Genomic DNA, 26769 nt, shown 5'->3' on the forward strand with positions numbered 1-26769 from the left:
TAGCAAATTGATGGGATTGTTTACAGGCTTTGCTCAGGAATTCATCAGTTTGGCACTTAAGGCTAAATGCAAAAAGCCTCCCATGAAGGGAGGCTTTTGTCTTATCCAGTGTAATTCGATGCGATTATGGCAGTTTTACGTCAGATAAATCTTCGTTTACACCGATGGCTTTCATCTCACCAGCCACAATTTCTGCCAAAGGACCAAGAATAACTTGAAGGTTGTTCTCACCCAGTTTCACTACACCTTTAGCACCAAGTTTCTTCAACACATCTTCATTCGCAACTGAGCGATCTTTCAGCGTCAGACGCAGACGTGTGATACAAGCATCAATCGTTGTTAGGTTCTCGTGACCACCTAACGCTTTTAGGTATTGGCGAGCTAGGTCACCTTTACCTGCGTCACCGCTTGCAGCAGCCGCTACTTCTGTATCGTCATCTTCACGACCTGGAGATTTCAGGTCAAACGCGCGAATCGCGAACGTGAAAGTGAAGAAGTAAAGCGCACCAAAACCAAGACCAATCAGTAGTAGTGTGAATGGTTTAGTTGCTAGACCCCAGTTCAAGATGAAGTCGATTAGGCCCGCAGAGAAACCGAAACCATGCAGAGTACCGAACATGTTCGCTACAACCAGTGACAGACCAGTAAACACGGCGTGGATTGCATACAGTGCAGGCGCTAGGAAAACAAACATGAACTCTAGAGGTTCAGTGATACCTGTAAGGAAAGAACAGAAACCAACAGAGAACAACGCACCGCCCACTTGGCTGCGCTTTTCAGCAGGAGCCGCTAGGTACATTGCAAGTGCTGCACCTGGTAGACCAAACATCATTACAGGGAAGAAGCCGTTCATGAATACACCAGCGCTCTTATCGCCGCCGAAGAAACGGTTTAGATCACCAGACTTGATAGTTTCAGTTACTTCTTTCACTGTTGCTGTAATTTCTGGTGTTACAGAGTTAGCAAATTCGAAGGTGTGAGTCTGACCGGCAATTAGAGTCTTAGCAATGCTTGGGTCCACACACAGCTGCTGTAGAGAAGGAAGAGCTTGACCTGCCGCCTGAGCACCTGTCACCAACACTTCTTGACATGTACCCATACCGAACCAGAAGTAAGAGTTAAGTACATGGTGAAGACCAACAGGGATTAGCGCACGGTTTAGCGTACCGTAGACAAACTGACCAATCGCACCAGAAGTAGAAACTGCGTGCGCCAATGTATCTAGACCGCCCTGAATCGTTGGCCAAACAACGCCAGAAATAGCACCCGCGACAACTGCGAATAGGCCAGCCATGATAGGTACTAGACGTTTACCCGCAAAGAAGGCTAGCCACTCTGGAAGACGTGTTGCATGGAAAGCGTTGTATGAGTGACCTGCAATGATACCCGCGAAAATACCACCGAAGAATGACATGTTAACTGAAGCATCGATTGTCGTTGCTGTTGCAGTTAGAACAAAGTAAGCAACCGCACCGGCTAGACCCGCAGCACCAGAGCCATCTTTAGACAGACCAATCGCGATACCTAGGCCGAATAGCAACGGCAGGTTACTAAAGATTGCGTTACCAGCTTGCGCCATGAACGCAATATCAAGAAGGTCTGGTTGACCTAAGCGTAAGAGCAAAGCCGCAACTGGAAGCGTTGCGATAGGTAGCATAAGAGCTTTACCTAACTTTTGCGCATATCCAAGAATATTCACCTTAAGTTCCCCCTATAGGATTTTGTATTTTGGCTGAGCTACTTTTTTTAGTCGCTCAATTTAGTCCTGCTCAGTTTATGCCATTAATTTTGCCCCGCAAATTAAAACCTTATCAATTGTGATCATAATCACCAGAAAACGGCATAGTTCAAGGATTTTGCTAGCGAGATCATAAAACTTATTTTACAATACAAAAAAATAGCAACGTACACGCAATATTCACGGTATTCTTAAGGTGTACTCATCAACATCACGCTGATAGAGCAAGGGGTTTACCAGATTTCATATCGGTTATCATCTCTATACTCAGCAGGCTCTTAGATGAGGATAAAACTAATTTCATATAGAATATTTTCTGCTTGCTAAAGATATTTTGCGACCTAATTGAAGCTCACAAATAAAGTATAAAGATACGTGGTAAATGTTTCAGTTGGACGAATAGAAGTATTAAAAATCAAACTTATAAGGATTAGCTAACCATGTATGCGCTAACTAACTGTAAAATCTACACCGGCAACGACGTACTTGTTGACCACGCAGTAGTCATCAAAGACCAACTGATAGATTCAGTATGCCCGGTAGCTGACCTTCCTAAAGGCCTTGAAACTCTTGATTTAAATGGCGCAAATGTCAGCCCAGGCTTCATTGACCTACAACTTAATGGTTGTGGCGGAGTCATGTTCAATGATGAAATCACCGCTGAAACAATGCAGGTTATGCATAAGGCGAACTTAAAGTCGGGTTGCACCAGTTACTTACCTACTCTTATTACATCCTCTGATGAAGACATGCGCCAAGCGATTGCAGCCGCGCGCGATTATCATGCGCAGTACCAAAACCAATCTCTGGGTTTACACCTTGAAGGCCCATATTTAAACGTAATGAAAAAAGGTATCCACAGTGTGGATTACATCCGCCCTTCTGACGACAACATGATTAACTTCATCTGTGAAAACGCAGATGTTATCACTAAGGTTACACTGGCTCCTGAGCATAACGCCCCAGAACATATTCAACAGCTTAAGGAAGCAGGCATCATCGTTGCTATTGGTCACACCAATGCGACATATGCTGAAGCAAGGAAAGGCTTTGAGTCAGGCATTACGTTTGCCACACATTTATTTAACGCTATGACCCCTATGGTGGGCCGCGAACCAGGCGTAGTTGGCGCTATTTACGACACACCTGATGTCTATGCTGGAGTCATCGCAGACGGGTTCCATGTCGATTATGCAAACATTCGTATCGCTCACAAAATTAAGGGCGAAAAATTAGTATTAGTGACAGATGCCACAGCTCCTGCAGGCGCTGACATGGATTACTTTATTTTTGTTGGTAAGAAAGTATATTACCGAGATGGTAAGTGTGTTGATGAAAACGGCACACTAGGCGGCTCAGCACTGACAATGATAGAAGCAGTACAAAACACCGTTGAGCACGTCGGTATCGCTCTGGATGAAGCACTTCGTATGGCAACCTTATACCCCGCTAAAGCAATCGGGGTCGAAGAACAGCTAGGCCGAGTTAAACAAGGCATGGTTGCAAATTTGGCCATATTTGATCGTGACTTCAAGGTTCAGGCGACGGTTGTTAATGGACAATACGAGCAAAGTTAAGAATGAATGGCGGACAAATAGGTAACGTAGACTTAGTAAAACAGCTAAACAGCGCAGCAGTTTACCGGCTGATTGATCAGCAAGGGCCAATATCGCGAATCCAAGTTGCTGACGTCAGTCAGTTGGCACCTGCGAGCGTTACAAAAATTACCCGCCAACTACTCGAGCGCGGCCTTATCAAGGAGGTCGCTCAACAAGCCTCTACCGGCGGACGCCGAGCAATCTCACTAACCACAGAAGTCGAACCCTTTCATTCTGTCGCAGTGCGTCTAGGTCGCGATTATATTCAGTTCAGTTTGTATAACCTTGGTGGCAAAGAACTTGTATCCGAATATCAAGAGTTCTTCTACACCACTCAAGAAGACTTAGTCGACGGTCTGACTTCTCACCTAAAAAGTTTTATTCAATCTAACCAAACCGTGATCAATCAGTTGATTGCGATTGGTGTTGCCTTGCCTGGCCTAGTCAACCCTGAAACTGGGGTTGTCGAATATATGCCGAATATCAGCATCGATAACCTTGCGTTAGCAGAGCTGATCGAAAACACCTTCCATGTTCAATGTTTCGTCGGTAACGATGTGCGCGGAATGGCACTGGCTGAGCATTACTTTGGTGCCAGCAAAGATTGCCAAGACTCAATCCTGGTCAGTGTTCACCGCGGTACTGGCGCAGGTATCATCGTTAATGGTCAGGTTTTCCTTGGCTTCAATCGCAATGTCGGGGAAATTGGTCATATTCAAATAGACCCTCTTGGTGAGCAATGTCAGTGCGGAAACTTTGGATGCCTAGAAACAGTGGCCGCTAACCCGGCGATCGTTGATCGAGTGAATAAGTTGATCAAGCAGGGTTATGAATCAAGTTTGACCGAGCTCGAAACCATCACCATCCAAGACGTTTGTGACCATGCCAATATGGGTGATGAGTTATCTAAGCAAAGCTTAGTTCGTGTTGGCAATCAGCTCGGTAAGGCGATTGCTATCACGATCAACTTGTTCAATCCGCAGAAAATTGTTATCGCAGGGGACATCACTCGCTGCGAAGAGATTATCTTTCCAGCGATTCGTCGCAACGTGGAAAACCAATCACTGACCACCTTCCACAGCGGCCTGCCTATTGTGGCTTCAGAAATTGACAAGCAGCCGACCATTGGCGCGTTTGCAATGATAAAACGTGCGATGCTTAACGGCGTTTTGTTACAAAAATTGCTCGAAGATTGATCTAGTAAGCAATCAGTTGAGTTACAATAACGGGTTACAATATGTAGCCCGTTTTTTATTAGGACAAGAATAAGAATCATATGGAACTCATCTTAATCTCTGCCGCATTTCTGGCCGGATTCATAACGCTCAAATGCAACTTGCCGCCTTTGGTTGGCTTCTTGCTAGCTGGTTTTGGCTTGCATGCTGTCGGCTTCGAGAGTAACGACACTATAGTGACATTGGCTGATCTTGGCGTCACTTTGCTGTTGTTCACTATTGGATTAAAGCTCGATATCAAAACCCTGTTGTCTAAAGAAATTTGGGCAGGTGCAACGCTACATAACCTCTTATCTACCCTATTATTTAGCGCCGCCCTATTCTGTTTTAAGTTTCTCGGTGTCAGCTCCCTAGCCAGCATGTCAATTGAGCAATTATTGTTGCTTGGTTTCGCTCTCTCTTTCTCCAGTACTGTATTTGCCGTTAAGTCACTGCAAGAAAAAGGCGAAATGAACTCAACCTACGGTACGATGGCCATTGGCATTCTGGTCATGCAGGACATCTTCGCAGTAGTCTTCCTGACAGCATCAACTGGCAAGCTACCTGAGTGGTATGCCATTACTCTCTTTGCTCTGCCTTTATTGCGCCCTGCCTTTTATAAGATGCTCGACTGGGTTGGCCACGGTGAAATGTTGGTCCTATTCGGTATTTTCTTTGCACTTGTCGTAGGAGCTGGTTTATTCGAGCTTGTAGGCATGAAACCTGATTTGGGCGCTCTGATTCTGGGTATGCTTCTCGCTGGGCACCATAAGGCCTCTGAGCTGTCCAAATCGCTATTTAACTTGAAAGAACTGTTCCTAGTCTGTTTCTTCCTTAATATCGGACTCGCAGAACAGCCAACCATGTCAGGTTTTGCTTTAGCAATCTTGTTCCTGCTATTACTGCCTTTGAAAGGCATCCTGTACTTTGTGGTACTCAACGCGTTTAAATTCCGCGTCAGGACCTCACTTTTGACCACCTTGAGCCTATTTAACTTTAGTGAATTTGGCCTGATCGTAGGTGGACTGGCCTTTAAAATGGGCTGGATGGGAGGCGACATACTGGTCGCTTTAGCACTGGCAGTCTCGATTTCCTTTGTTCTGGCATCACCACTTAATCGTAAAGGTCACGAGTTATACCGCCGCTCTGGCCGTTGGTTAAAAGAGCATGCAGCAGAAAAGCTCCACACACGAGATCAGCTTATCAATCCGGGGAATGCGCAAGTGCTTATTCTCGGCATGGGACGCATTGGCACAGGTGCCTACGATGAGCTGCGTGCGCGCTACGGCAAAATTAGCTTAGGCATCGAGGTGAGAGACGATGCAGCACTCCAGCATCAAGCGGAGGGCCGTAACGTCATTGCAGGTGATGCGACCGACCCAGACTTTTGGGAGCGTATTCTCGATACCGCCAACGTAAAATTAGTGCTTCTCGCTATGCCTCATCACCAAGGGAACCAAATTGCACTAGAGCAGTTACAGAAAAAAGAGTTTAAAGGACAGATTGCTGCTATTGCTGCCTATCCTGACCAGCTCGAAAGCCTGAATGAGGGAGGCGTTGACGCTGCGTTCAACATCTACAGTGAAGCGGGCAGCGGTTTTGCTCGACATGTGTGTGAACAGCTTAAACCAACCTTCAATACCCCCTAATTTCTGTTTTATAAAGGCAGCGCTCACGCTGCCTTTTTCTTTACTGACACCTAAAATCGTTCAAAAAACAAACCAAACATAGATTTCATTCACCAGACCAAGGTCAATATTAGATAAAATTTAACAACAACCTTGTTAGTTAAACTTTTTCATCAGTGACTGTTGATTTTTTTAATCAAAATGGCAAATTGAAGTCAGCAGATTAAATAAGGTTTATAAGGAAGTTGTATGTGTTCTATCTTCGGTATTCTAGACATCAAAAGTGACGCTCAAGCTCTTCGCCCTGTAGCGCTGGAAATGTCTAAGAAACTTCGTCATCGTGGCCCTGACTGGTCAGGTATCTACTCTTCAGAAAAAGCAATTCTAGCTCACGAACGTTTAGCCATTGTCGGCTTGAACAGTGGTGCACAGCCGCTGTACAGCGCCGATAAGAAACACATCCTTGCTGTAAACGGTGAAATCTACAACCACAAAGAAATCCGTGCTCGCTATGAAGGTAAGTACGATTTTCAAACCGACTCTGACTGTGAAGTCATTCTAGCACTTTACCAAGAGATGGGCGCCGACCTTCTTGAAGAACTCAACGGAATTTTCGCATTCGTTCTGTACGATGAGGAAAAAGACACGTATCTCGTTGGTCGCGACCACATTGGTATCATTCCTCTTTACCAAGGTTACGATGAGCACGGTAACTACTATGTTGCTTCTGAAATGAAAGCACTGGTGCCAGTATGTAAAACCGTCAGCGAGTTCCCTCCTGGTTGTTACTACGGCAGTGGTGATGCAGAGCCTCAACGCTACTACATCCGTGACTGGAATGAGTACGCTGCAGTCCAAGGTAACTCCACCAGCAAAGAAGAACTGACTGAAGCACTTGAAGCTGCAGTTAAGCGCCAGCTCATGACTGACGTACCTTATGGTGTGCTACTTTCAGGCGGTCTAGATTCATCGATCACTTCTGCGGTTGCTAAGCGCTTTGCTGCAATGCGTATTGAAGACGATGAAAAATCAGAAGCATGGTGGCCGCAACTCCACTCGTTTGCGGTAGGCCTTGAAGGCGCTCCAGATCTAAAAGCAGCCCGTGAAGTCGCAGACAAGATCGGTACGGTTCACCATGAGATGACTTACACGATTCAAGAAGGTCTCGATGCCATCCGTGACGTTATTTACCATATTGAAACCTATGATGTAACAACCATCCGTGCTTCTACGCCTATGTTCCTAATGGGTCGTAAGATCAAAGCAATGGGCATCAAGATGGTGCTTTCTGGTGAAGGTGCCGATGAAATTTTCGGTGGTTACCTCTACTTCCACAAGGCGCCAAACGCGAAAGAGTTCCACGAAGAGACGGTGCGTAAGCTGCTTGCTCTCAACATGTTCGACTGTGCACGTGCGAACAAATCACTTGCGGCATGGGGCGTTGAAGGTCGAGTGCCTTTCCTAGATAAAGAATTTATCGATGTGGCAATGCGCCTGAACCCAGAAGACAAGATGTGTGGTAACGGTAAGATGGAGAAACACATCCTGCGCGAGTGTTTCGAACACTACCTACCAGATTCAATCGCATGGCGTCAGAAAGAGCAGTTCTCTGATGGTGTCGGATACAGCTGGATCGATACACTCAAAGAAGTGGCTGAAGCAAAAGTCTCTGACCAGCAAATGGAAACGGCTGCCTACCGCTTCCCGTACAACACGCCGACCACAAAAGAAGGCTACGTGTACCGTGAAATCTTTGAAGAGCTATTCCCACTTCCATCAGCGGCAGAATGTGTCCCTGGTGGCCCATCAGTAGCTTGTTCTTCAGCGAAGGCGATTGAATGGGACGAGTCATTCAAGAACATGGCTGACCCATCAGGTCGTGCTGTACAAAGTGTTCATAACGACTCATATTAATCAAGATAAATTCAAGAGAGGCTCATTGAGCCTCTTTTTTATTGCACTACAAACGTATTCAATCACTGAAGCACAACCCGTTTGCTCACTTCCCAATCGCCTTCTCTCAGCACCACCTACTTCTGTTTGCTTTCTAATATGACAGCGTATTGTAAAAATAATAACCTCGATTTTGGAAACTAAGTTTGTAGCACGTCATTTTTTAAACAATCCAAAAAATACCTCTTTTATATCAGCAACTTAGGGGTAAATCATAAATAAAGCTCATAATCCAAGCCATTGCAGATATATCCACTAAGGAGTATACGTAACAACAAATAAAATTCTTTAATAACAATCATTAGTAATACTTATGACAAACCAACATCAACAATTTTTTGGCCACCCTCGTGGCCTATTCCTTTTGTTCGGTACCGAGCTTTGGGAGCGCTTTTCCTACTATGCAATGCGTGCAATCCTTGTTCTTTACCTTACAGATGCAACACTTGACGGTGGTTTAGGCTGGTCGACTAAAGATGCTTTGGATCTCTACGGCATCTATACTGGACTCGTTTACATCACTCCACTTATTGGCGGATGGCTAGCCGATAACTACCTCGGACAACGCCGCTCTATTCTTATTGGTGGCGCTTTAATGGCTGTCGGCCAGTTCACCTTAGCGATGCCAGCAGATATGTTGGGGCTAGGCACTGTACACACCTTTTACCTCGGCCTTGCGCTTTTAATTGCAGGTAATGGCCTATTTAAGCCAAACATCTCAACGATGGTGGGTGACCTGTACCAGGAAGGCGACAATCGTCGCGATGGTGCATTTACCATTTTCTACATGGGCATCAACTTAGGTGCGCTACTAGCGGGCGTCATTGCAGGTTCTGTTACCGATGAATTTGGTTGGAAATCTGGCTTTATTGTCGCGGGCATCGGTATGCTCATTAGCCTGGTTATGCAGATGACTCTTGCTCAGTCATGGCTTGGAGACATTGGCCGTGAACCTGCGGCTAAGCGAGATTTGGCAATCAAAAAGTCCTCTAAAAAAGAGCCACTGACGAAAGAAGAATTTGACCGCATCAAAGTTATTTTGGTGATGAGCCTGTTCACTATTGTCTTCTGGGCTGGTTTTGAGCAGGCGGGTGGCCTGATGAACATCTACACCCAGCAGTACACAGATCGTATGATTGGCGGCTTTGAAGTGCCTGCGGCTTGGTTCCAATCCCTCAACCCATTCTTCATCATTACACTTGCTCCTTTGCTTGCGGTGCTTTGGGTTAAGCTGGGTAAACGTGAACCTAACTCACCTGTCAAATTTGCCCTCGCTATGTTCTTCCTCGCACTTGGCTTCCTATGTATGGTCGGTGCCGTGATGGAGCAAGGTGGCGACACCACTGTCAAAACCTCCATGCTATGGCTAGTTGGCGCTTTCTTCTTCCATACCCTCGGTGAGCTTTGCTTGTCTCCAATCGGTTTGTCATTAGTGACTAAGTTAGCCCCACTCCGTCTGGCCTCTCTGATGATGGGCGCGTGGTTCGGCTGTAATGCGATTGCTAACTATGTTGCTGGCTATGTTGGCTCACATGTTGGCGAACTTGGCGCATTCGCTATCTTTAGTGGCATCGCGGTAACCGCGATCATATCTGGTATCATTTTGCTCTTGTTCTCAAACACACTGGTTCGATGGATGCACGGCGCAGAATCGCCAATCAGCAATGCTGAGCAAATCGAAGAGCAGCAAACTCAAGTCGCTTAATCGCAGCTTCAGATAAAAAAACGCCCGCCAATCAGTGGCCGGGCGTTTTTGTTTGCTTTTCCCTCTATCGGAAAGGGAGAGAAATCATTTCACGCTAGTCACGCGGCTTGTCTTCTCGCCTGTCGCAGATACAGAGCGGATAAACACTTCACCTTTCACATTTGGACGAGCATTGTCTGCGTAAGTTAGCCAGTTCTTGCCGTCAAGAGAGTATTGAAGCTTCACGCCAGGGAACTGAACGTTCATTGAAAGCGTTCCATCTTCTACTTTCGCACCTGGTACAGGTAGGCGATAGTCGATACCTGATTTTTCTAGCTTAGCCAGTTCACGTTGACCAAGTATGTTCGCAAAGCGGTTGTAGTCTTGGTTTAGCGCTGCTTTGTCTACTAGGTTTGTCTCTAGAGAATACTCTGCACCAACTTTGTAGTCGTTTTCCCAATCTGCACGGTGCCACGCACGCTCAGCCACTGCTAGTACGCGAGGGAATACCATGTACTCGTGTTGCTCATCGTTACGTACCGTCTCAGACCAAAGCTGTGCTGATAGACCGTAGAAAGGTTTCGCTTCGATTTCACCTTTACCAGTGAAGCCGTTGCCATCGCGGTCTACAGAGGTTTCTGCGTTCTGAGGCATGTTCTCTGGCGCAAAACTAAACATCTTACGAGTGTCTGTTGCACGTGTTGCCCAGTAGTAACCACGCTCTTTCGGATCCACTTCGTATGGCATATCCATGTAAACGTAGTCTGGGTTAGACACGATCACCTCGTAACCTTTCTTAGACCACTCGTACACTGATGATGTGCCACCCCAGTAAAGAACGTCCCAGAAGTTAACACGAGTGTTTTCTGTAGCGAACGCTTTCTCACCTTCACTGTACTTGAGGCCATCTTGCCAAGCTTGGAAGTTTGGAATGCCCTTCTCAGCCACAATCTTAGACACTTCTTCTGCAAAGTGGCTTGGTAGATGAGCAAAGTCACTTACCGAACCGTCTGTAATTAGCGTCTGACATTGTGGAGACTGTGCGAATGGCTTGTCTTGCTTAGATAGGTCAATCGTGCCTTTCCAGCTGACTTTGTCTTCAGCGTTCACATCTTGGAAACCAGCACCTAGCTTGATGTTCTTCGCTTCGTCACCACCAAAGTGCCATGTGGTTAGCGGCGCACCAGCCTCGGCGTGCATTGCTGCCACTTCTGAAATTACTTTATCAACAAAGCGAGTTGAAGATTCCATACATGGGTTGATGAAGCTTTGCTTGTTATAGAACTGAACCGTGGTTACGTTCGATGTATCTTGAGGATCCATCAATCGGTATTCGTTCGCTTGTGCTTCTTTACCTTCTTCCATTAGGCGGTCGTAACGTGCTTCCATTGATACCACTGCTGCACGAGCGTGCGCTGGCATATCAATTTCAGGAATCACTTCGATGTTACGCGCTTTCGCGTACTTCAAGATGTCCACGTAGTCTGCTTTGCTGAAGAAGCCAGAACCAAAGTTGTCTGTCGTTGCACCTGAGCCAAGCTGAGGCAGTAAACAGCTTTTCTCTTCCAAATCGAAACAACGGTTAGCACCCACTTCAGTCAGCTCAGGCAGACCCGGGATTTCTATACGCCAGCCTTCATCATCTGTTAGGTGAAGGTGTAGTTTGTTCATCTTGTACGCTGCCATTTGGTCAAGCGTTGCAAGGATTGCGTCTTTAGAGTGGAAGTTACGAGCCACGTCCACCATCACGCCACGGTAATCAAAACGCGGTGCATCTTTAATAGACAGTTGTGGTAGAGAATCAGCATTTTGGCTATCTACCAGGCCAAAGATAGATTGTACTGCGTAGAAAGCACCTGCTTGGTCAAACGCTTTAATCGCAATACCGTCGCCTTTGATGCTCATTTCGTAAGCACCAGATTTTGCTAATTCACCGGTGAAGTCTGCAGGAACAACAGTGATGCTTACAGGAAGGGAGCCTTGAACATCCACACCTACCACTTCTGCACGATCTTGAATTGCTGCGTATTGAGTCGCATCGAATGCGTCTTTAGGCAGCGCAATACCCGCCGCGATATCTACCGTACCTTCACCTGCTTCAACAGACATTGGCGTTGGTAGTAACGTGGTTGATACGTCTTGTTTTGCTAGGTCTTCGTTCTTCTCGAAACGAGACACAGCGTTAGCAAATACGTTGTTGTCTTCTGGCGTACGTTTTAGGTGCTTACCTTCAAGGCCAGTCACAAAAGAGGCAACGTCTTCTGTGTTAAGAGAAGCAATCATCTTAGGCTCTGCATTTGGTGCAGCGACGAAAGCGCCTGGCATAAAGTCAGTTTCAAATAACTGCCAGTATTCAGCAACAAGAGGAAGCACAACCTCTTCACCCACAGCAAAACCATCAAACTTATCGGTCGGTTCTAGTTTGTGTAGGTCACCCGTTACGCGAGAGATTTTAAATTGCTCGTTTTCAACATCCAAAATCAGACGAATGCTGTGGAAGTAAATAGCCCAGTCTTTAGAGTCAACCGCTTCGCCTTGGTTAACCAGCGTCATGTTTACCTTGTTACAAGACGCCCACTCAGCCCCCATTTCTTGACATGTAAGGCCTTCATTAGCACCGTGGTTAGTGATTACTTCATATTGAATATCAAGATTACTAGCGAGCGAATTAACGACACTTTGCTCATTAGATTGAAACGCAGAGCAACCTGCTAGTGATGCGACAACCGATACCGCGATCAGACTCTGTTTAAACATCCTACTTACCCCAACACGTAAATTGAGCCGAAAAAGTCAGCTCGAAAACTAAGAATAGAAACAACATATCGCGATTTATTTTTAGTCGTAAAATTAAACCATAGCGAAAGTGATCGTGTTCAAAACTCAAGATTTATAAAAACAAAATGATATTTAAAAACAAAAACTTAAAATCAACGTTAAAATCAACATAAATCATTTGACGGTATTACTGAGAATTGGATCGCACCTATTCATAGCCGAAGCAAATGAATTAAGACTTAGATCACACGACAGCGTTCGTCCGATTACGCTAAGCTAGGATGTAAAATAGAAAAGTGTGATTTTAGGCGCAGTTTGCTCTCGTTAAACCACGTCAAAACCTAACCATTTCAACAAATTTTCCGTAAGGCGACAGACCCTATGTATATATTTTGTCTACTGTTTCTGACTCTGGCCATCTCAACCTCCTCTGTAGCAGAACCTCTCTACTGGCAGGCTCAGAAGGGGAAACTCAACTATTTAATTCTGGGTTCAGTGCATGTCGGAGATGAAAGCATGTACCCACTGCCTCAAACAATCACTGAGCGGCTTAAGTCCAGTGACGGGTTAATCATGGAAACAGACATACGCAAAACACAGGGGGTCAGCTACCCGCCCGTAACGTTATTGACCAAAGATGTCCTGAGCCCAACACAGCAGAGCGAGCTTAAAGGGATAGCTAATCTACTTAACATGGACCAACAACAGTTGATGCTGTCCCCGCCATGGGCAACCGCGCTCGCATTGCAGATGAAACAAATCGAGTACCTCGGCTACCAGGCTGCTTATGGCATCGATACTCATTTGATGTACAAAGCTACTGTCCAAGACATTCCCGTTATTAGTTTGGAATCGCTTCAGTTTCAGATTGATTTACTCACAGGGCAAAAAGAAGCGGGTAAAGAGCTATTGGTTAGCGCTATTGAAGAGTTTGACCACTCAGAAGATGCCACTCACTGTCTGATAGAAAGTTGGAAAGCGGGTGATTTGGATAAATTAAATGAATTCGCCAGCCTGACAGAAATGTCGCCAGAGTTTGAACAGAGTTTTATGACCCAGAGAAACATCAACTGGGCGAAACAACTGTCAGAACCAAGCTGGTCACCTAAACGCAAGGGCTCTTACGTGATGGTTGTCGGTGCATTACATCTGATTGGTGAGCAAAGTGTTTTGAACTTACTCAAAGATAGTGGTTTTAAGATCTCACAGCTTTCGCAGAGTAAGGCCGCAAACTGCGAGTTTGAGTATTAGTCGTTGCAGCAATAAGTCTGCTGTTGAAACGAGAAAGCCCGCTCAAATAGCGGGATTTCTTACTATATGGTCGTGAAGAACCAGGTTCTAATATCAGACGAACCCCACTTGGGTTGTAATCCTATTACCTATGCTCTAAAACGACGAAAGCCTGCTTTAGAAGCAGGCTTTCTTAATGTGGTCGGTGAAGAGGGATTCGATCGGACTGACGCTCCAGCCCTCGGCTCTCTGGTTGCAAATCTTATAAACGAAAAAAGCTCTGCATTTCTGCAGAGCTTTTCTCTATATATGGTCGGTGAAGAGGGATTCGAACCCCCGACCCTCTGGTCCCAAACCAGATGCGCTACCAAGCTGCGCTATTCACCGAGATGTTTCTTCGAGCTGATTGCCCGTCAACGAAGGCGTATATTACGGATTCTGATCGTTAACGCAAGCCATTTTACTAAGTTTTTTTACATTTAGGCTTGTTTGACTAAAACACCACCAACGGGTGATAAAATGTGAGCACAAACACAGCACAAGAAACAAATACGCAACCAAAACCATACAATTGATCCAGATCAGTGCCGGTATTGTAACCGTCTATTAATTTAGTCCATGTCATCACTATTTTGGATTTGGAGGAAACATGGACTTTTGGCTGAATCTCCTGTTTGGTAATGCAGTTGGACTATCTTCGATGCTAGTCATCTTTGGGGCTTTAGGTCTTATGCTCTTTTATGGCGGTTACTTCATTTACAAGGTAATGAACGACAAATCTCCTCACTAGATCGCTTAGCCCTATTTTCGAATAGAGTATCGCTATGCACCGAAGTAGATTCTCTGTCTACTTCGGTTTTTTATTTTCAGTGGCCTAAATCTCTGCACCATTATTGGCTGCCATAGGTATAATAAGGTTACTGATTCCCTACTCTGAGATGCTGTTATGTCTCACGATGATGATTTCGCTTTGTTCCAAGAAATGATGGGTGACGTAACACCAATCAAACAAGATACAACCGAACATAAAAAACACCATAAGGTCACTGAAGCACAGCTTGCTAAACGCGAAGCCGCTATCTGGTTAACCGAAGATGACCCAGAATATTTGTCAGTAGACCATGCTCCCATGCTTAAGCCCGAAGATCTCATCGAGTTTAAGCGAGATGGTGTTCAGGAAGGCGTCTACCGAAAATTACGCTTGGGCAAGTACCCCATCCAAGCTCGTCTTGATTTGCACCGCCGCACCTTGAAAGAAGCTCGGGATGAAGTGGTTAAATTCCTCAAACAGTGCATAAAAATGGATATCAGAACGGTCGTCATCGTTCACGGCCGTGGTGAGAAATCTAATCCACCAGCCCTAATGAAAAGCTATGTAGCACAATGGTTAGAGCAAATTCGCGACGTACAATGCGTTCATAGTGCACAGCGCTTTCATGGTGGCAGCGGCGCCGTTTATGTCATGCTGCGCAAAAGTTCAGATAAGAAACTCGAAAACCGAGAACGTCATCAAAAGCGTCTTGGTTAACCAAGATATCTTCTAAATAATATTAAACTTACTCAGATGGCATAACAGTGCTAGAATGTTCAGGCAGCCTAACGGGCTGCTTTTTCATTTTTAGATTAATGCCGTTGTGAAACGTTAGAGAGAACAACATGTCACAAGATGCCAAACGCTTAAACAAATTCATTAGTGAGACAGGCTTTTGCTCACGCCGCGAAGCCGACCGCCTGATTGAACAGGGTCGTGTCACGATTAATGGCAAAGTCCCTGAAATGGGCACTAAAGTTTTACCGGGCGACGATGTTTGCGTTGATGATAAGCCGATCAGCGCTGCAACAGACAAGCCTGTTTATATCGCTTTGAATAAGCCGACTGGCATCACCTGTACCACTGAACGTGATATCCCAGGCAACATTGTCGATTTTATCGGCCACAAGAAGCGTATCTTCCCTATCGGCCGCCTAGACAAACCTTCTGATGGCTTGATCTTTCTGACCAGTGACGGTGATATCGTCAATAAGATCCTCCGTGCCGGCAACAATCACGAAAAAGAGTATGTTGTTCGTGTCGATAAACCGATTACCGAACAGTTCATCAAAAAAATGAGCTCGGGTGTGGATATCCTCGATACCACAACGCTTCCGTGTAAAGTCAGTAAAGAAACTAAGTTTTCTTTCCGCATTGTTCTCACTCAAGGCCTGAACCGACAAATCCGTCGTATGTGTGAAGCTCTGGGTTACGAAGTCTTCAAGCTTCGTCGTGTTCGCATTATGAACATCACCCTTGATGGAATCCCGAACGGTCAATGGCGCTATCTAAGCGACGACGAGATCGGAGAAATTCTCGCTATGTGTGAGTCATCAAGTGGAACGGAAGACGCTTCAAAAGTGGATGCACACGGTCGTAACATTCGCAAAGCGACTGACGCCAAGCTATTTGACAGTCGTGAAGAAAATCAGGAGTCGAAAGCTCGCCGTAATCAAAAGCAGCGCACCTTCAAAGGCAAAAATGCCGAAGAATTTCGCCATGCCCCTAATTCGAAAAAAGGGCGTGGAGGAAAATCCGATTCCAAACCTAAGCCGAGCACCAACAAAGGCAAAAGCGTCTATAAGCCAAAGTCGGATAAACCCGCTCAGCGACCATCGAACAAGCCCCGTACAGGCGGTACATTAAGTTTGAAGAAATAATCGTTTAGCGCAACATGATCGTAAAAAAGGGAGCCAATGGCTCCCTTTTCAATTCGCTGTCAATCTTCGATTTATACTGTACCGAAGATCTTATCGCCTGCATCACCAAGACCAGGAACGATGTAGCCTTTGTCGTTTAGCTTCTCATCGATAGCCGCAGTGAACAGCTCAACATCTGGGTGTGCTTTTTCTAGCGCTTCAATACCTTCTGGAGCAGCAACAAGCACAAGAACCTTGATAGACTTACAGCCTTTCTCTTTCAGCAAGTCGATAGTAGCGATCATTGAGCCACCAGTCGCTAGCATTGGGTCAACAACCAGAGCAATACGCTCATCCATGTTTGAAGCAAGCTTGTTAAAGTATGGTACTGGCTCTAGTGTTTCTTCATCGCGGTAGATACCAACAACACTGATACGTGCACTTGGCATGTGCTCAAGCACACCATCCATCATACCAAGACCTGCACGCAGGATTGGCACAACCGTTACTTTCTTGCCTTTAATCTGGTCTACTTCTACTGGACCATTCCAACCTTCAATGGTTACTTTCTCAGTTTCAAAGTCTGCAGTTGCTTCGTAAGTCAGTAGGCTACCAACTTCAGTTGCTAGCTCACGAAAGCGCTTAGTGCTGATCTCACCTTCTCTCATTAGACCAAGTTTGTGTTTAACAAGAGGGTGTTTTACTTCAACAACTTTCATTTCCATCTCCGGATACATAGGTGATTTTTAAACAAACCTTCAGATTATAAACGATTTCGTTCTCAATTTCTTGCGATAGAACAAAAGAAAAAACCAGCGCAAACGTTTGCTATATTGGTTTGTCCACTGTTAGAATAGCGCCGATTTCATATCCAACTTTCAAACTGAGGACTTCCTTGTGAGTGCTGATAACACTTCTCTTAGCTATAAAGACGCTGGCGTAGATATCGATGCAGGTAACGCACTAGTAGACCGCATCAAAGGTGCCGTTAAACGTACTCGTCGCCCAGAAGTAATGGGTGGTATTGGTGGTTTTGGTGCTTTGTGCGAACTACCAACAAAATATAAGCAGCCGGTACTTGTCTCAGGTACTGATGGTGTTGGTACAAAACTACGCCTTGCGCTGGATATGAACAAACACGACACCATCGGCGTCGATCTTGTCGCTATGTGCGTTAATGACTTGATTGTTCAAGGTGCTGAGCCGCTATTCTTCCTAGATTATTACGCAACTGGCAAGCTGGATGTAGACACTGCTGCCGACGTCGTTACTGGCATTGCAGATGGCTGTATTCAAGCTGGCTGTGCTCTAATTGGCGGTGAAACCGCTGAAATGCCGGGCATGTACGAAGGAGAAGATTATGACGTCGCGGGATTCTGTGTCGGCGTAGTTGAAAAAGAAGACGTTATCGATGGCAGCAAAGTCTCGGCAGGTGATGCGCTTATCGCGGTAGGCTCAAGTGGTCCTCACTCAAACGGCTATTCACTTATTCGTAAGATTCTTGAAGTATCAGGCGCGGATAAAAACGAAGAGTTAGCGGGTCGTACTATTGGCGAGCACTTACTAGAGCCAACAAGAATTTACATTAAATCTGCGCTTAAAATGATTGAAGCGCATGATATCCATGCCATTTCTCACATCACTGGCGGTGGTTTCTGGGAAAACATTCCTCGCGTCCTGCCTGAAGGCACCAAAGCCGTTATCGATGGCAATAGCTGGGAATGGCCGGTGATCTTCAACTGGCTGCAAGAAAAAGGCAATGTGACCACTCATGAAATGTACCGCACATTCAACTGTGGTGTTGGTCTAGTGATTGCGCTGCCAAAAGAACAAGCAAATGCTGCAGTGGCATTGCTTGAAGCAGAAGGCGAGAAAGCATGGGTTATTGGTGAAATCGCCGATGCAAGTGCAGATGAAGAACAAGTAGAGATCAAATAAATTATGAAGAGTATTGTTGTTTTAGTTTCAGGAAATGGTTCGAACTTACAGGCGATTATTGATGCTTGTGAAACCAAGATCAGTACTGGCCGAGTGACCGCTGTTTTTTCAAACAAAGCAACAGCTTATGGCTTAGAGCGTGCTAAGAAAGCAGGCGCAGCCGCACACTCTTTGGATCCGAAATCATTCGATACCCGCGACGCGTTTGATCATGAATTGATGAAGCAGATTGACGAATACAAGCCAGATGTCATTGTACTCGCGGGCTACATGCGCATCTTAAGTGGCGAATTTGTTCGCCACTACAGAGGCCGAATGATCAATATCCACCCTTCTCTACTACCGAAATACCCAGGCCTGAACACTTATCAGCGCGCCATTCATGCCGGAGACGAAGAACACGGCACCAGTGTTCACTTCGTTACAGAACAATTGGATGGCGGACCGGTAATCCTACAGGCTAAAGTGCCTATCTTTGATGAAGATACAGTTGAGACATTAACCGAACGTGTTCAGACTCAAGAGCATAAGATTTATCCTCTGGTCGTACAGTGGCTGGTTGAAGAACGCCTGATCATGAAAGATGAGAAAGAAGCCTATCTCGATGGCAAGTTGTTGGGTATTCATGGATACGCCCAAGAATAACATTTCGAAAAACGATATGTGAAAAGGCGAGCTGAATGCTCGCCTTTTTGTTATCACGTATTAATCTTCTATTCATCTCACCTGAATTAGTCTGAACAAAACTAAGGAGGTCCGGAATGGATTTGAAAGGTTTATTAAATCAAGCGTTAAACTCAGACCTTGTTCGTCAGGGTCAACAAAAAGTGCAGCAACAGTCCGGTTCGAGCACGCTCAAGTCCCTTGGAGCAGGCGCTGTGAGTGGTGGCTTAGTCAACCTACTCATGGGGTCTAAAAAAAGTAAAAAGCTTGGCAAAAAAGTCGGCAAAAATGCACTCAAAATTGGCGGCGCGGCGGCTTTAGGGGCACTGGCTTATACCGTTTACAATAACTGGCAGGGCAAACAAAATACCACTTCAGTACAAGAAGATTTTAATGCCAACGATACTATTCATAACGAGCTCATCATCAAAGCTATGATTGCCGCTGCAAAAGCTGATGGTCATGTCGATGCAGAAGAAATGCAGCGCATAGAATCCACACTGAAAGAAGCAGGTGCGGATGCAGGGTTACAAACCATGCTACACAATGAGCTTAACAAACCTCTCGATCCAAGCGAAATCGCTCGGCTTGCTCAGTCACCACAACAAGCTTCAGAGATTTATCTCGCGTCTCTAATTGTCGTCGATGAACAGAATTTCATGGAAAAAGCCTATTTGCAGGAGTTAGCCAAGCAGTTACAACTGGCGCCAGAAGTGACTTTCCAGCTTGAACAGCAACTGCAAAACTAAGCCAAAGCGAATAAAGTTCCAGCAGCTCCGCCTAGAGTTTGAGCCAGAACAAGCAGCTGCTTTGAGTTTCATTCCCAGCCTGTGTATATTTGAGAGCAGTTCTCATTTAATTATTAGGTTAACAACATGAAAGTTTATGATTGCTGCGACTTGGTCCGCGAGCTCTACGCGCAAATCGGCAGTGGTGACCAAGCCTATGTGCCTAAAGCGATTGCTTGCTCACTACGGGCGTTAAACGATATTGCGGCGGATACTAGCCTACCGCAACATGCAAGAGATAAGGCGGCGTTTGCAGCGGCTAATCTGCTGATTTCAGATTTCGAGGATAAATAATGAACTTGGCGAACTTTGAGACGATGGATCCAATAATGCTGATGAGCTTCGTCAACATGAAACTACGAGATGACTTTGGTGGTGATTTAGATAAGCTGGCTACGTATTTTGATATTGATAAGTCAGCACTGGAGACTAAACTCGCTTCCGCAGGTTTTGATTTCCTCCCAGAAGCAGGACAATTTCGTTAATCCAAGCGTTATCGGATACAAAAACCGCCTAAGCAGGCGGTTTTTTATTAGAAGTAATTACTCTTCGTCGAAAAAGTCATCTTCATCATCTAATTCAGCTTGTGCTGCGGCTGCGCGCTTTGCTTCTTCGTAACGTGCTTTCTTTTCAGCGGCTTCTTGCGCTAGACGCTCTTCACGCTCAACACGAACTTTACGTGCTTCGCCTTTACGTTCGTTACGTGCCGCTTGGTTTTGAATAAAACCTGCTAGCTCTTTCTCCGCCCATTCTTGCGCTAGGGCTTCTGTTTCAAAACCAGCCTCTCGCTTAGACACAGATGTTTTACGTGAAGTTACCTGGCGAGTAATTTCTGCACACCAGCCGTTACGCTTTTCAGTCACACGAATGGCAAATTTCTTGTTGTTCGACATATTCATTTCCTAAGGGATTCTAATGAAGTATTGAGGGATTTAGCCATCCCTTGGCAAGCGCGGTATTAGAGCGCAAAAAAGAGCCCTTGGCTATAGATTTTTCAACAAATAAAAAAGCGCAGACCTTACGATCTGCGCGTTTACTTTGTAGTGACGATTAAAGTCGATTAACCGATGTTCTTACGGGCGTTTTGGAACATGCGCATCCAAGCGCCATTCTCGCCCCAACCCTCTGGAGACCAAGAGTTCGCGACTGTACGGAATACACGCTCAGGGTGTGGCATCATGATAGTTACGCGGCCATCTTGAGTCGTTAGACCTGTGATTGCGTTTGGCGAACCATTCGGGTTGTTCGGGTATTGCTGCGTTGGGTTACCGTGGTTGTCCACATAACGAACGGCTACCGTACCTGATGCTTCAATCGACGCTAGGTGGTCAGCATCACGTACTTCTACGCGGCCTTCACCGTGAGACACTGCGATTGGCATACGAGAACCGGCCATACCGTCGAAGAACACAGAATCAGATTTCTGAACTTCAACTAGGCTGAAACGAGCTTCAAAACGTTCAGACTCGTTACGAACGAAGCGCGGCCATAGATCTGCACCTGGGATTAGCTCTTTCAGGTTCGATAGCATCTGACAGCCGTTACATACACCTAGAGAGAAGGTATCTTCACGCTGGAAGAAACCTTCAAACTGGTTGCGAGCTTGCTCATTGAACAGGATAGACTTAGCCCAACCTTCACCCGCACCAAGTACGTCACCGTAAGAGAAGCCACCACAAGCAACTAGGCCCTGGTACTCTTCTAGAACAGCTTGACCGGTTAGGATATCGCTCATGTGGATATCTGTTGCTTCAAAACCTGCACGGTCAAACGCTGCTGCCATTTCAACGTGAGAGTTAACGCCCTGCTCACGCAGAATTGCCATCTTAGGCTTAGCACCTGTATTTATCATAGAACCGGCAATGTAAGGTGCTGCGATGTCTTCGTTCACATCGAAGCTTAGCTTAACGTTCAGACCTGGGTCAGAGTTGTCTTTCTTCGCTTCATGCTCTTGGTCAGCACATGCAGGGTTATCACGTAGACCTTGCATCTTGTGTGTTGTCTCAGCCCAGATAGTACGCAGTTCAGTACGGTTGCGCTCAAGAACAACTGTCTCACCAGAAGTAATCACTAGCTCGTCAGACGCTTGAACACTGCCGATAACGTGTGAACATGCTTCAAGGCCGTTTGCTGCAAGAGTAGATAGTACAGAATCTAGATCGTCGTTCTTAACCTGAAGTACCGCACCTAGCTCTTCGTTAAATAGTGCTGCTAGCGCGTCGTCACCTAGGTCAGCGATGTTCGCTTTAAGGCCACAGTGACCCGCAAATGCCATCTCAGCTAGAGTAACGAATAGACCACCGTCGCCCTTATCATGGTAAGCCACTACTTGATCATTCTCTACTAGAGTTTGAACGCCTTCGTAGAAACCTTTTAGCTGTGCTGCGTTGTCTACGTCTGCTGGCTTATCACCAAGCTGCTTGTAAACCTGCGCTAGTGCTGTTGCGCCTAGGCGGTTCTGACCGTTACCTAGGTCGATAAGAACCAGCGACGTGTTGCCTTTATCTGTGCGTAATTGCGGAGTGATTGTCTTACGTACATCTTCAACACGAGCAAACGCAGTGATGATTAGAGATAGCGGAGAGGTTACTTCTTTCTGCTCGCCGTTCTCTTCCCACTTGGTCTTCATCGACATTGAGTCTTTACCCACAGGGATAGTCAGGCCAAGTGCTGGACACAACTCTTCACCCACCGCTTTCACTGCTTCGTAAAGACCTGCATCTTCACCTGGGTGACCCGCAGGAGACATCCAGTTTGCAGACAGTTTAATGTGTTTGATATCACCGATGTTTGTCGCTGCGATATTCGTGATTGCTTCACCCACCGCTAGACGAGCTGAAGCGCCAAAGTCTAGTAAAGCAACTGGAGTGCGCTCCCCCATCGACATCGCTTCACCGTGGTAAGTATCATAGCTTGCTGCGGTTACTGCGCAGTTTGCTACTGGCACCTGCCATGGGCCAACCATTTGGTCACGTGCTACAAGGCCCGTTACCGTGCGGTCACCGATAGTGATAAGGAATGTTTTCTCTGCAACCGTTGGAAGACGTAGAACGCGCTCTGCCGCTTCGTTTAGCTCGATGCCGTCACGGTTCACTGCTGGGTTGTTCGCTTTCAGTGTTTTCGCGTCACGATGCATCTTAGGCGTCTTACCTAGAAGCACATCCATTGGCATGTCGATTGGCGTGTTGTCGAAGTGTGAATCTTCCAGTTTCAGTTCACGCTCTTCCGTTGCCACACCAACCACTGCGTATGGTGCGCGCTCACGCTTACAGATCGCATCGAATACGTCCATATTCTCAGGCGCAACTGCCATTACGTAACGCTCTTGGGATTCGTTACACCAGATTTCAAGTGGGCTCATACCCGGTTCGTCGTTTGGTACGTCACGCAGTTGGAAGATACCGCCACGATCGCCATCGTCTACAAGCTCAGGAAGTGCGTTAGAGATACCGCCCGCGCCCACATCGTGGATGAAAGCGATCGGGTTCTCATCGCCAAGCTGCCAACAACGGTCGATAACTTCCTGACAGCGACGCTCCATCTCTGGGTTTTCACGCTGTACAGAAGCAAAATCTAAGTCTTCTGCTGATTGACCAGATGCCATTGAAGATGCAGCACCGCCACCAAGGCCGATGTTCATTGCAGGACCACCCAGTACGATTAGGCTTGCACCTACTGGGATCTCTTTCTTCTGCACGTGCTCATCACGGATGTTACCCATACCACCAGCAATCATAATTGGCTTGTGGTAACCACGAACCTCTTCGCCTGCGTGAGAGTTTACTTTCTCTTCGTAAGTACGGAAGTAACCCAATAGGTTTGGACGACCAAATTCGTTGTTGAACGCCGCGCCACCTAGTGGGCCTTCTAGCATGATGTCTAGTGCGTTAACGATACGACCTGGCTTACCGAAATCTGCTTCCCATGGCTGTTCAAAACCTGGAATACGTAGGTTAGATGTCGTAAAACCAACTAGGCCAGCTTTTGGCTTACCACCGATACCTGTCGCGCCTTCGTCACGGATTTCACCACCAGAACCTGTAGAAGCGCCCGGCCAAGGAGAGATAGCAGTTGGGTGGTTGTGCGTTTCCACCTTCATTAGGATGTGCGCTTTCTCTTGGCTGTAACCGTATTGGCGAGTTTCTGGGTTCGGGAAGAAACGGCCTACATCAGAACCTACCATTACTGCTGCGTTATCTTTGTATGCAGACAGTACGTTTTCAGGCGTGGTTTCGAATGTGTTCTTGATCATCTTGAACAGAGACTTCTCTTGCTTAACGCCGTCGATAGTCCAGTCTGCGTTGAAGATCTTGTGACGACAGTGCTCTGAGTTCGCCTGTGCAAACATCATTAGCTCGATGTCAGTTGGGTTACGATCTAGCTTGTTTACGAACGCGTCGTAGAGGTATTCGATTTCGTCATCGGCAAGCGCAAGACCTAGGGTAACGTTTGCGTTTTCAAGCGCAGCGCGGCCGCCATTAAGTAGGTCAACATCAGCAACTGGTGCCGGTTCAGCCACTTGGAACAGTGCAGCGGCAGAGTCAAAGTCAGTGAAAACCACTTCCATCATGCGATCGTGAAGGATCGCCTTTAGCTCAACGAGTTGAAGCTCAGAAAGTTCTGCTGATGTTTCGATGTAGTAAGCCGTACCACGCTCTAGACGAACCACTTTATCTAGACCACAGTTATTAGCAATGTCAGTCGATTTTGAAGACCAAGGCGAGATCGTGCCAGGGCGAGGAGTAGCAAGCAGAAGAAGACCTGCAGGCTCGTGCTCTTCAATTGTAGGACCGTAAGTTAGGAGCTTTTCCAACTTCTCAACTTCTTGAGAATCAAGATCTGCTGATAATTCAGCAAAGTGAGCAAACTCAGCGTAAATACCTGTTACAGGTAAGCTTAATTCACGACAAAGCTCTAGAAGCTTGTTAACACGAAACTCAGAAAGAGCTGGGGAGCCACGCAAAATTCTCATGTGCTTAGGTCTCTTATGCAATTGATTAAGGTGATATTGGAATAAATTCAGTGGGTTAGACTGTTTTACTTCGAAGCTATTCCCTAAGGATTAAAAACCTATGCCGATTTCACCTCTCCTTTGCGGGCGCATTATAAAGGAATTATTTTTGTGATGTAACACCAAAAGCAACCGTTTGCGTCATTTTTTTCGTCAAATTTGAATTACAGCAAAAATCCCAATTTTAAATCTTTAACCCGAAGTCACTCTGATTATCTTGCCTTGTTATGACACTTTGATATAAATGCCCTACTGGAAGTATGAGAATGATGTGAATGAAGAAGCATTACTTGAACCATTGGACATCAATCAGCGCCTTGCTGTTTTCTGTATTGATGTTATCCGGCTGTCAGATTGAGTCAGAGCCCAAAAGTGATTTGGACCAGATACGTGAGCGTGGTGTGTTACGTGTCGGCACTCTGAATAACCAGCTGTCTTACTATATCGGTCCTGATGGCCCAGCAGGTTTGGATTACGAACTGGCCCGCGAATTCGCCAATGAGCTTGGTGTGCAGTTGGAAATGAAACCAGCCTATCGTATCTCGTCGTTATATCCCGCGCTGGCCAAAGGTGAAATCGACATTATCGCTGCAGGTTTGACGCAGTCCCCGGAACGTATGGAACGATTCCGCCCCGGCCCCGCTTACTACTACGTCAGCCAACAGGTTGTGTATAAAAAAGGTAAGAGGCGACCACGTAACCTAGAGCAACTCCTTAACATCCAGCCCGTACCAACGGATGATGGTGAAGAGCTGCCGATCCTCAAGATCATCAGTGACTCACACGTCAAACAGACCCTGAGCGCCATCAAACAAGAAGAGCACCCTGATTTTGCCTTTGAAGTAGATCCGGACGCTGAAGTAAGTGACCTGCTCAAACAAGTCTCTGATGGAGAGCTGATGTTCACGGTTGCTGACTCAGTTGAAGTCTCTTTATCACAACGTATCTATCCCGATATAGCGCTCGCATTTGAGCTGACAGAAGACCAACCTATCTCTTGGTTTGTCCGACGCTCTGAAGATGAAAGCCTTTATGCGCTTATGATCGAATTCTTCGGCTACACCAAACAATCTGGTCACCTAGCCTCTTTAGAAGAAAAATACATCGGTCATATTGGCAGCTTCGATTACGTTGATACCCGCGCTTTTATTCGTGCGCTCGACTCTAAGCTTCCACAATGGTCACCTCTGTTTAAAGAATATTCGGATGAATTTGACTGGCGACTTGTGGCGGCACTAGCGTATCAGGAATCACACTGGAACCCACTTGCCAAATCTCCGACAGGAGTACGAGGCATGATGATGTTGACACTGCCAACCGCTAAAAGTGTTGGCGTCACCAATCGTCTCGATCCTAAGCAGTCAGTGCGTGGTGGAGTTGATTACCTGCGACGAATGGTATCTCGCATTCCCGACTCCATTGATGAGCATGAAAAAATTTGGTTTGCCCTAGCGTCCTATAACGTTGGCTACGGCCACATGATGGATGCCCGAAGGCTCACGAAAAAGCAAGGCGGTAATCCAGATGCATGGGCTGATGTGAAAGATCGCCTGCCGTTGCTGCGCCAGAAAAAGTACTACAGCCAAACCCGCTATGGCTATGCACGCGGTGATGAAGCGAGAAACTACGTCGAGAATATTCGCCGCTATTACCAGAGTATCATCGGCCATGTCGAACAGCAGACCACGGACAACAGCGATGTCAATATTGATGATCTCGCCGTGATTGAAGTACCAGACAGCGCTATCTCAGCAGCTCCAGCGGTATCTTCAGCTGCGCCAGTTGAAGAAATACAAGAATAGAAACAAACCGTTAAAGTGCCCAATCATTGATTAATGATTGGGCACTTGAATTTTACTTGCCTGACCCAAACATA

The 26769-nt window shown here is 46.2% G+C and carries 20 protein-coding genes and 1 tRNA gene; 15 read left to right on the forward strand and 6 right to left on the reverse strand.

Translation table 11 applies throughout. From position 1 onward, the window contains the following. Nucleotides 1-124: 124 nt before the first annotated feature. Nucleotides 125-1699 carry an N-acetylglucosamine-specific PTS transporter subunit IIBC gene (gene nagE, locus F0265_RS09680; protein ID WP_171748686.1) on the reverse strand — a complete coding sequence of 525 codons (1575 nt, stop codon included), beginning with the start codon at nucleotides 1697-1699 and terminating at the stop codon, nucleotides 125-127. Nucleotides 1700-2178: 479 nt separating this feature from the next. Here nagE and nagA point away from each other — a divergent pair, with 479 nt between their 5' ends. From nagA to F0265_RS09705, 5 genes are all read left to right on the forward strand, one after another. Further along, nucleotides 2179-3315, forward strand: a complete 1137-nt coding sequence (gene nagA / locus F0265_RS09685) for an N-acetylglucosamine-6-phosphate deacetylase (protein WP_171748687.1) — start codon at nucleotides 2179-2181, stop codon at nucleotides 3313-3315. Nucleotides 3316-3317: 2 nt separating this feature from the next. Continuing rightward, complete coding sequence (locus tag F0265_RS09690; protein WP_006959596.1) at nucleotides 3318-4532, forward strand: ROK family protein; 1215 nt, start codon at nucleotides 3318-3320, stop codon at nucleotides 4530-4532. An 80-nt stretch (nucleotides 4533-4612) separates the two neighbouring features. Next, entirely contained in the window at nucleotides 4613-6199 is a 1587-nt protein-coding gene (locus tag F0265_RS09695) for a cation:proton antiporter family protein (RefSeq protein ID WP_171748688.1), read from the forward strand. A gap of 228 nt (nucleotides 6200-6427) precedes the next feature. Next, the gene (gene asnB / locus F0265_RS09700; RefSeq protein WP_043007154.1) at nucleotides 6428-8092 is read left to right on the forward strand and encodes an asparagine synthase B; all 1665 of its coding nucleotides are present in this window, start codon (nucleotides 6428-6430) and stop codon (nucleotides 8090-8092) included. A 352-nt stretch (nucleotides 8093-8444) separates the two neighbouring features. Beyond that, nucleotides 8445-9836 carry a peptide MFS transporter gene (locus F0265_RS09705; RefSeq protein ID WP_171748689.1) on the forward strand — a complete coding sequence of 464 codons (1392 nt, stop codon included), beginning with the start codon at nucleotides 8445-8447 and terminating at the stop codon, nucleotides 9834-9836. An 84-nt stretch (nucleotides 9837-9920) separates the two neighbouring features. Here the strand turns inward: F0265_RS09705 and F0265_RS09710 are convergent, their stop codons facing one another. Then, on the reverse strand, nucleotides 9921-12572 hold the full coding sequence (locus tag F0265_RS09710) for a beta-N-acetylhexosaminidase (RefSeq protein WP_171748690.1): 2652 nt from the start codon (nucleotides 12570-12572) through the stop codon (nucleotides 9921-9923). A 402-nt stretch (nucleotides 12573-12974) separates the two neighbouring features. Between F0265_RS09710 and F0265_RS09715 the strand changes: the two genes are divergently transcribed. Then, nucleotides 12975-13844, forward strand: a complete 870-nt coding sequence (locus F0265_RS09715) for a TraB/GumN family protein (protein ID WP_171748691.1) — start codon at nucleotides 12975-12977, stop codon at nucleotides 13842-13844. 289 nt (nucleotides 13845-14133) lie between these two features. Here the strand turns inward: F0265_RS09715 and F0265_RS09720 are convergent. Then, nucleotides 14134-14210, reverse strand: a tRNA-Pro gene (locus F0265_RS09720). A gap of 262 nt (nucleotides 14211-14472) precedes the next feature. Between F0265_RS09720 and F0265_RS09725 the strand changes: the two genes are divergently transcribed. The 3 genes from F0265_RS09725 to rluF all read left to right on the forward strand — a co-directional run bounded on the left by F0265_RS09725 (nucleotide 14473) and on the right by rluF (nucleotide 16514). After that, complete coding sequence (locus F0265_RS09725) at nucleotides 14473-14613, forward strand: DUF3149 domain-containing protein (RefSeq protein WP_006959603.1); 141 nt, start codon at nucleotides 14473-14475, stop codon at nucleotides 14611-14613. A 156-nt stretch (nucleotides 14614-14769) separates the two neighbouring features. Beyond that, on the forward strand, nucleotides 14770-15351 hold the full coding sequence (gene smrA / locus F0265_RS09730; protein WP_006959604.1) for a DNA endonuclease SmrA: 582 nt from the start codon (nucleotides 14770-14772) through the stop codon (nucleotides 15349-15351). 128 nt (nucleotides 15352-15479) lie between these two features. After that, the gene (rluF, locus tag F0265_RS09735) at nucleotides 15480-16514 is read left to right on the forward strand and encodes a 23S rRNA pseudouridine(2604) synthase RluF (RefSeq protein WP_171748692.1); all 1035 of its coding nucleotides are present in this window, start codon (nucleotides 15480-15482) and stop codon (nucleotides 16512-16514) included. 71 nt (nucleotides 16515-16585) lie between these two features. Here rluF and upp read toward each other — a convergent pair whose 3' ends face one another. Next, nucleotides 16586-17212, reverse strand: coding sequence for a uracil phosphoribosyltransferase (gene upp / locus F0265_RS09740; RefSeq protein ID WP_019275559.1), 627 nt, complete (start codon nucleotides 17210-17212; stop codon nucleotides 16586-16588). Nucleotides 17213-17390: 178 nt separating this feature from the next. Here upp and purM point away from each other — a divergent pair, with 178 nt between their 5' ends. The 5 genes from purM to F0265_RS09765 all read left to right on the forward strand — a co-directional run bounded on the left by purM (nucleotide 17391) and on the right by F0265_RS09765 (nucleotide 20367). Beyond that, on the forward strand, nucleotides 17391-18431 hold the full coding sequence (gene purM / locus F0265_RS09745; protein WP_171748693.1) for a phosphoribosylformylglycinamidine cyclo-ligase: 1041 nt from the start codon (nucleotides 17391-17393) through the stop codon (nucleotides 18429-18431). A 3-nt stretch (nucleotides 18432-18434) separates the two neighbouring features. Beyond that, a complete protein-coding gene (gene purN / locus F0265_RS09750; RefSeq protein ID WP_045974601.1) occupies nucleotides 18435-19076 on the forward strand; it encodes a phosphoribosylglycinamide formyltransferase in 642 nt (213 codons plus the stop codon). A gap of 116 nt (nucleotides 19077-19192) precedes the next feature. Next, nucleotides 19193-19843, forward strand: coding sequence for a tellurite resistance TerB family protein (locus F0265_RS09755; RefSeq protein ID WP_171748694.1), 651 nt, complete (start codon nucleotides 19193-19195; stop codon nucleotides 19841-19843). Nucleotides 19844-19969: 126 nt separating this feature from the next. After that, the gene (locus tag F0265_RS09760; RefSeq protein ID WP_082313554.1) at nucleotides 19970-20176 is read left to right on the forward strand and encodes a YaeP family protein; all 207 of its coding nucleotides are present in this window, start codon (nucleotides 19970-19972) and stop codon (nucleotides 20174-20176) included. Continuing rightward, nucleotides 20176-20367, forward strand: a complete 192-nt coding sequence (locus tag F0265_RS09765) for a DUF4250 domain-containing protein (protein ID WP_171748695.1) — start codon at nucleotides 20176-20178, stop codon at nucleotides 20365-20367. The genes F0265_RS09760 and F0265_RS09765 overlap by 1 nt, the downstream gene beginning before the upstream one ends. Nucleotides 20368-20424: 57 nt before the next feature. Here F0265_RS09765 and F0265_RS09770 read toward each other — a convergent pair whose 3' ends face one another. Then, the gene (locus tag F0265_RS09770) at nucleotides 20425-20775 is read right to left on the reverse strand and encodes a DUF3622 domain-containing protein (RefSeq protein WP_019275555.1); all 351 of its coding nucleotides are present in this window, start codon (nucleotides 20773-20775) and stop codon (nucleotides 20425-20427) included. 167 nt (nucleotides 20776-20942) lie between these two features. Then, entirely contained in the window at nucleotides 20943-24854 is a 3912-nt protein-coding gene (gene purL, locus F0265_RS09775; protein ID WP_171748696.1) for a phosphoribosylformylglycinamidine synthase, read from the reverse strand. Nucleotides 24855-25168: 314 nt separating this feature from the next. Here purL and mltF point away from each other — a divergent pair, with 314 nt between their 5' ends. Beyond that, nucleotides 25169-26695 (forward strand): membrane-bound lytic murein transglycosylase MltF, encoded by a 1527-nt coding sequence (mltF, locus tag F0265_RS09780; RefSeq protein ID WP_045986216.1) that lies wholly within the window; start codon nucleotides 25169-25171, stop codon nucleotides 26693-26695. The last annotated feature ends 74 nt before the right edge of the window (nucleotides 26696-26769 follow it).

The sequence above is a fragment of the Vibrio sp. RE88 genome (assembly GCF_013113835.1).
Lineage (GTDB): Bacteria > Pseudomonadota > Gammaproteobacteria > Enterobacterales > Vibrionaceae > Vibrio.

What these genes read in the sequence shown, in the direction of transcription:
- F0265_RS09765 (WP_171748695.1), top strand. Translation starts at nt 20,176, where the DNA reads ATGAACTTGGCGAACTTTGAGACGATGGATCCAATAATGCTGATGAGC.
- F0265_RS09690 (WP_006959596.1), top strand. Translation starts at nt 3,318, where the DNA reads ATGAATGGCGGACAAATAGGTAACGTAGACTTAGTAAAACAGCTAAAC.
- F0265_RS09725 (WP_006959603.1), top strand. Translation starts at nt 14,473, where the DNA reads ATGGACTTTTGGCTGAATCTCCTGTTTGGTAATGCAGTTGGACTATCT.
- F0265_RS09755 (WP_171748694.1), top strand. Translation starts at nt 19,193, where the DNA reads ATGGATTTGAAAGGTTTATTAAATCAAGCGTTAAACTCAGACCTTGTT.
- F0265_RS09710 (WP_171748690.1), bottom strand. Translation starts at nt 12,572, where the DNA reads ATGTTTAAACAGAGTCTGATCGCGGTATCGGTTGTCGCATCACTAGCA.
- rluF (WP_171748692.1), top strand. Translation starts at nt 15,480, where the DNA reads ATGTCACAAGATGCCAAACGCTTAAACAAATTCATTAGTGAGACAGGC.
- F0265_RS09760 (WP_082313554.1), top strand. Translation starts at nt 19,970, where the DNA reads ATGAAAGTTTATGATTGCTGCGACTTGGTCCGCGAGCTCTACGCGCAA.
- F0265_RS09705 (WP_171748689.1), top strand. Translation starts at nt 8,445, where the DNA reads ATGACAAACCAACATCAACAATTTTTTGGCCACCCTCGTGGCCTATTC.
- nagA (WP_171748687.1), top strand. Translation starts at nt 2,179, where the DNA reads ATGTATGCGCTAACTAACTGTAAAATCTACACCGGCAACGACGTACTT.
- F0265_RS09770 (WP_019275555.1), bottom strand. Translation starts at nt 20,775, where the DNA reads ATGTCGAACAACAAGAAATTTGCCATTCGTGTGACTGAAAAGCGTAAC.
- mltF (WP_045986216.1), top strand. Translation starts at nt 25,169, where the DNA reads ATGAAGAAGCATTACTTGAACCATTGGACATCAATCAGCGCCTTGCTG.
- smrA (WP_006959604.1), top strand. Translation starts at nt 14,770, where the DNA reads ATGTCTCACGATGATGATTTCGCTTTGTTCCAAGAAATGATGGGTGAC.
- purN (WP_045974601.1), top strand. Translation starts at nt 18,435, where the DNA reads ATGAAGAGTATTGTTGTTTTAGTTTCAGGAAATGGTTCGAACTTACAG.
- F0265_RS09695 (WP_171748688.1), top strand. Translation starts at nt 4,613, where the DNA reads ATGGAACTCATCTTAATCTCTGCCGCATTTCTGGCCGGATTCATAACG.
- purL (WP_171748696.1), bottom strand. Translation starts at nt 24,854, where the DNA reads ATGAGAATTTTGCGTGGCTCCCCAGCTCTTTCTGAGTTTCGTGTTAAC.
- F0265_RS09715 (WP_171748691.1), top strand. Translation starts at nt 12,975, where the DNA reads ATGTATATATTTTGTCTACTGTTTCTGACTCTGGCCATCTCAACCTCC.
- asnB (WP_043007154.1), top strand. Translation starts at nt 6,428, where the DNA reads ATGTGTTCTATCTTCGGTATTCTAGACATCAAAAGTGACGCTCAAGCT.
- upp (WP_019275559.1), bottom strand. Translation starts at nt 17,212, where the DNA reads ATGAAAGTTGTTGAAGTAAAACACCCTCTTGTTAAACACAAACTTGGT.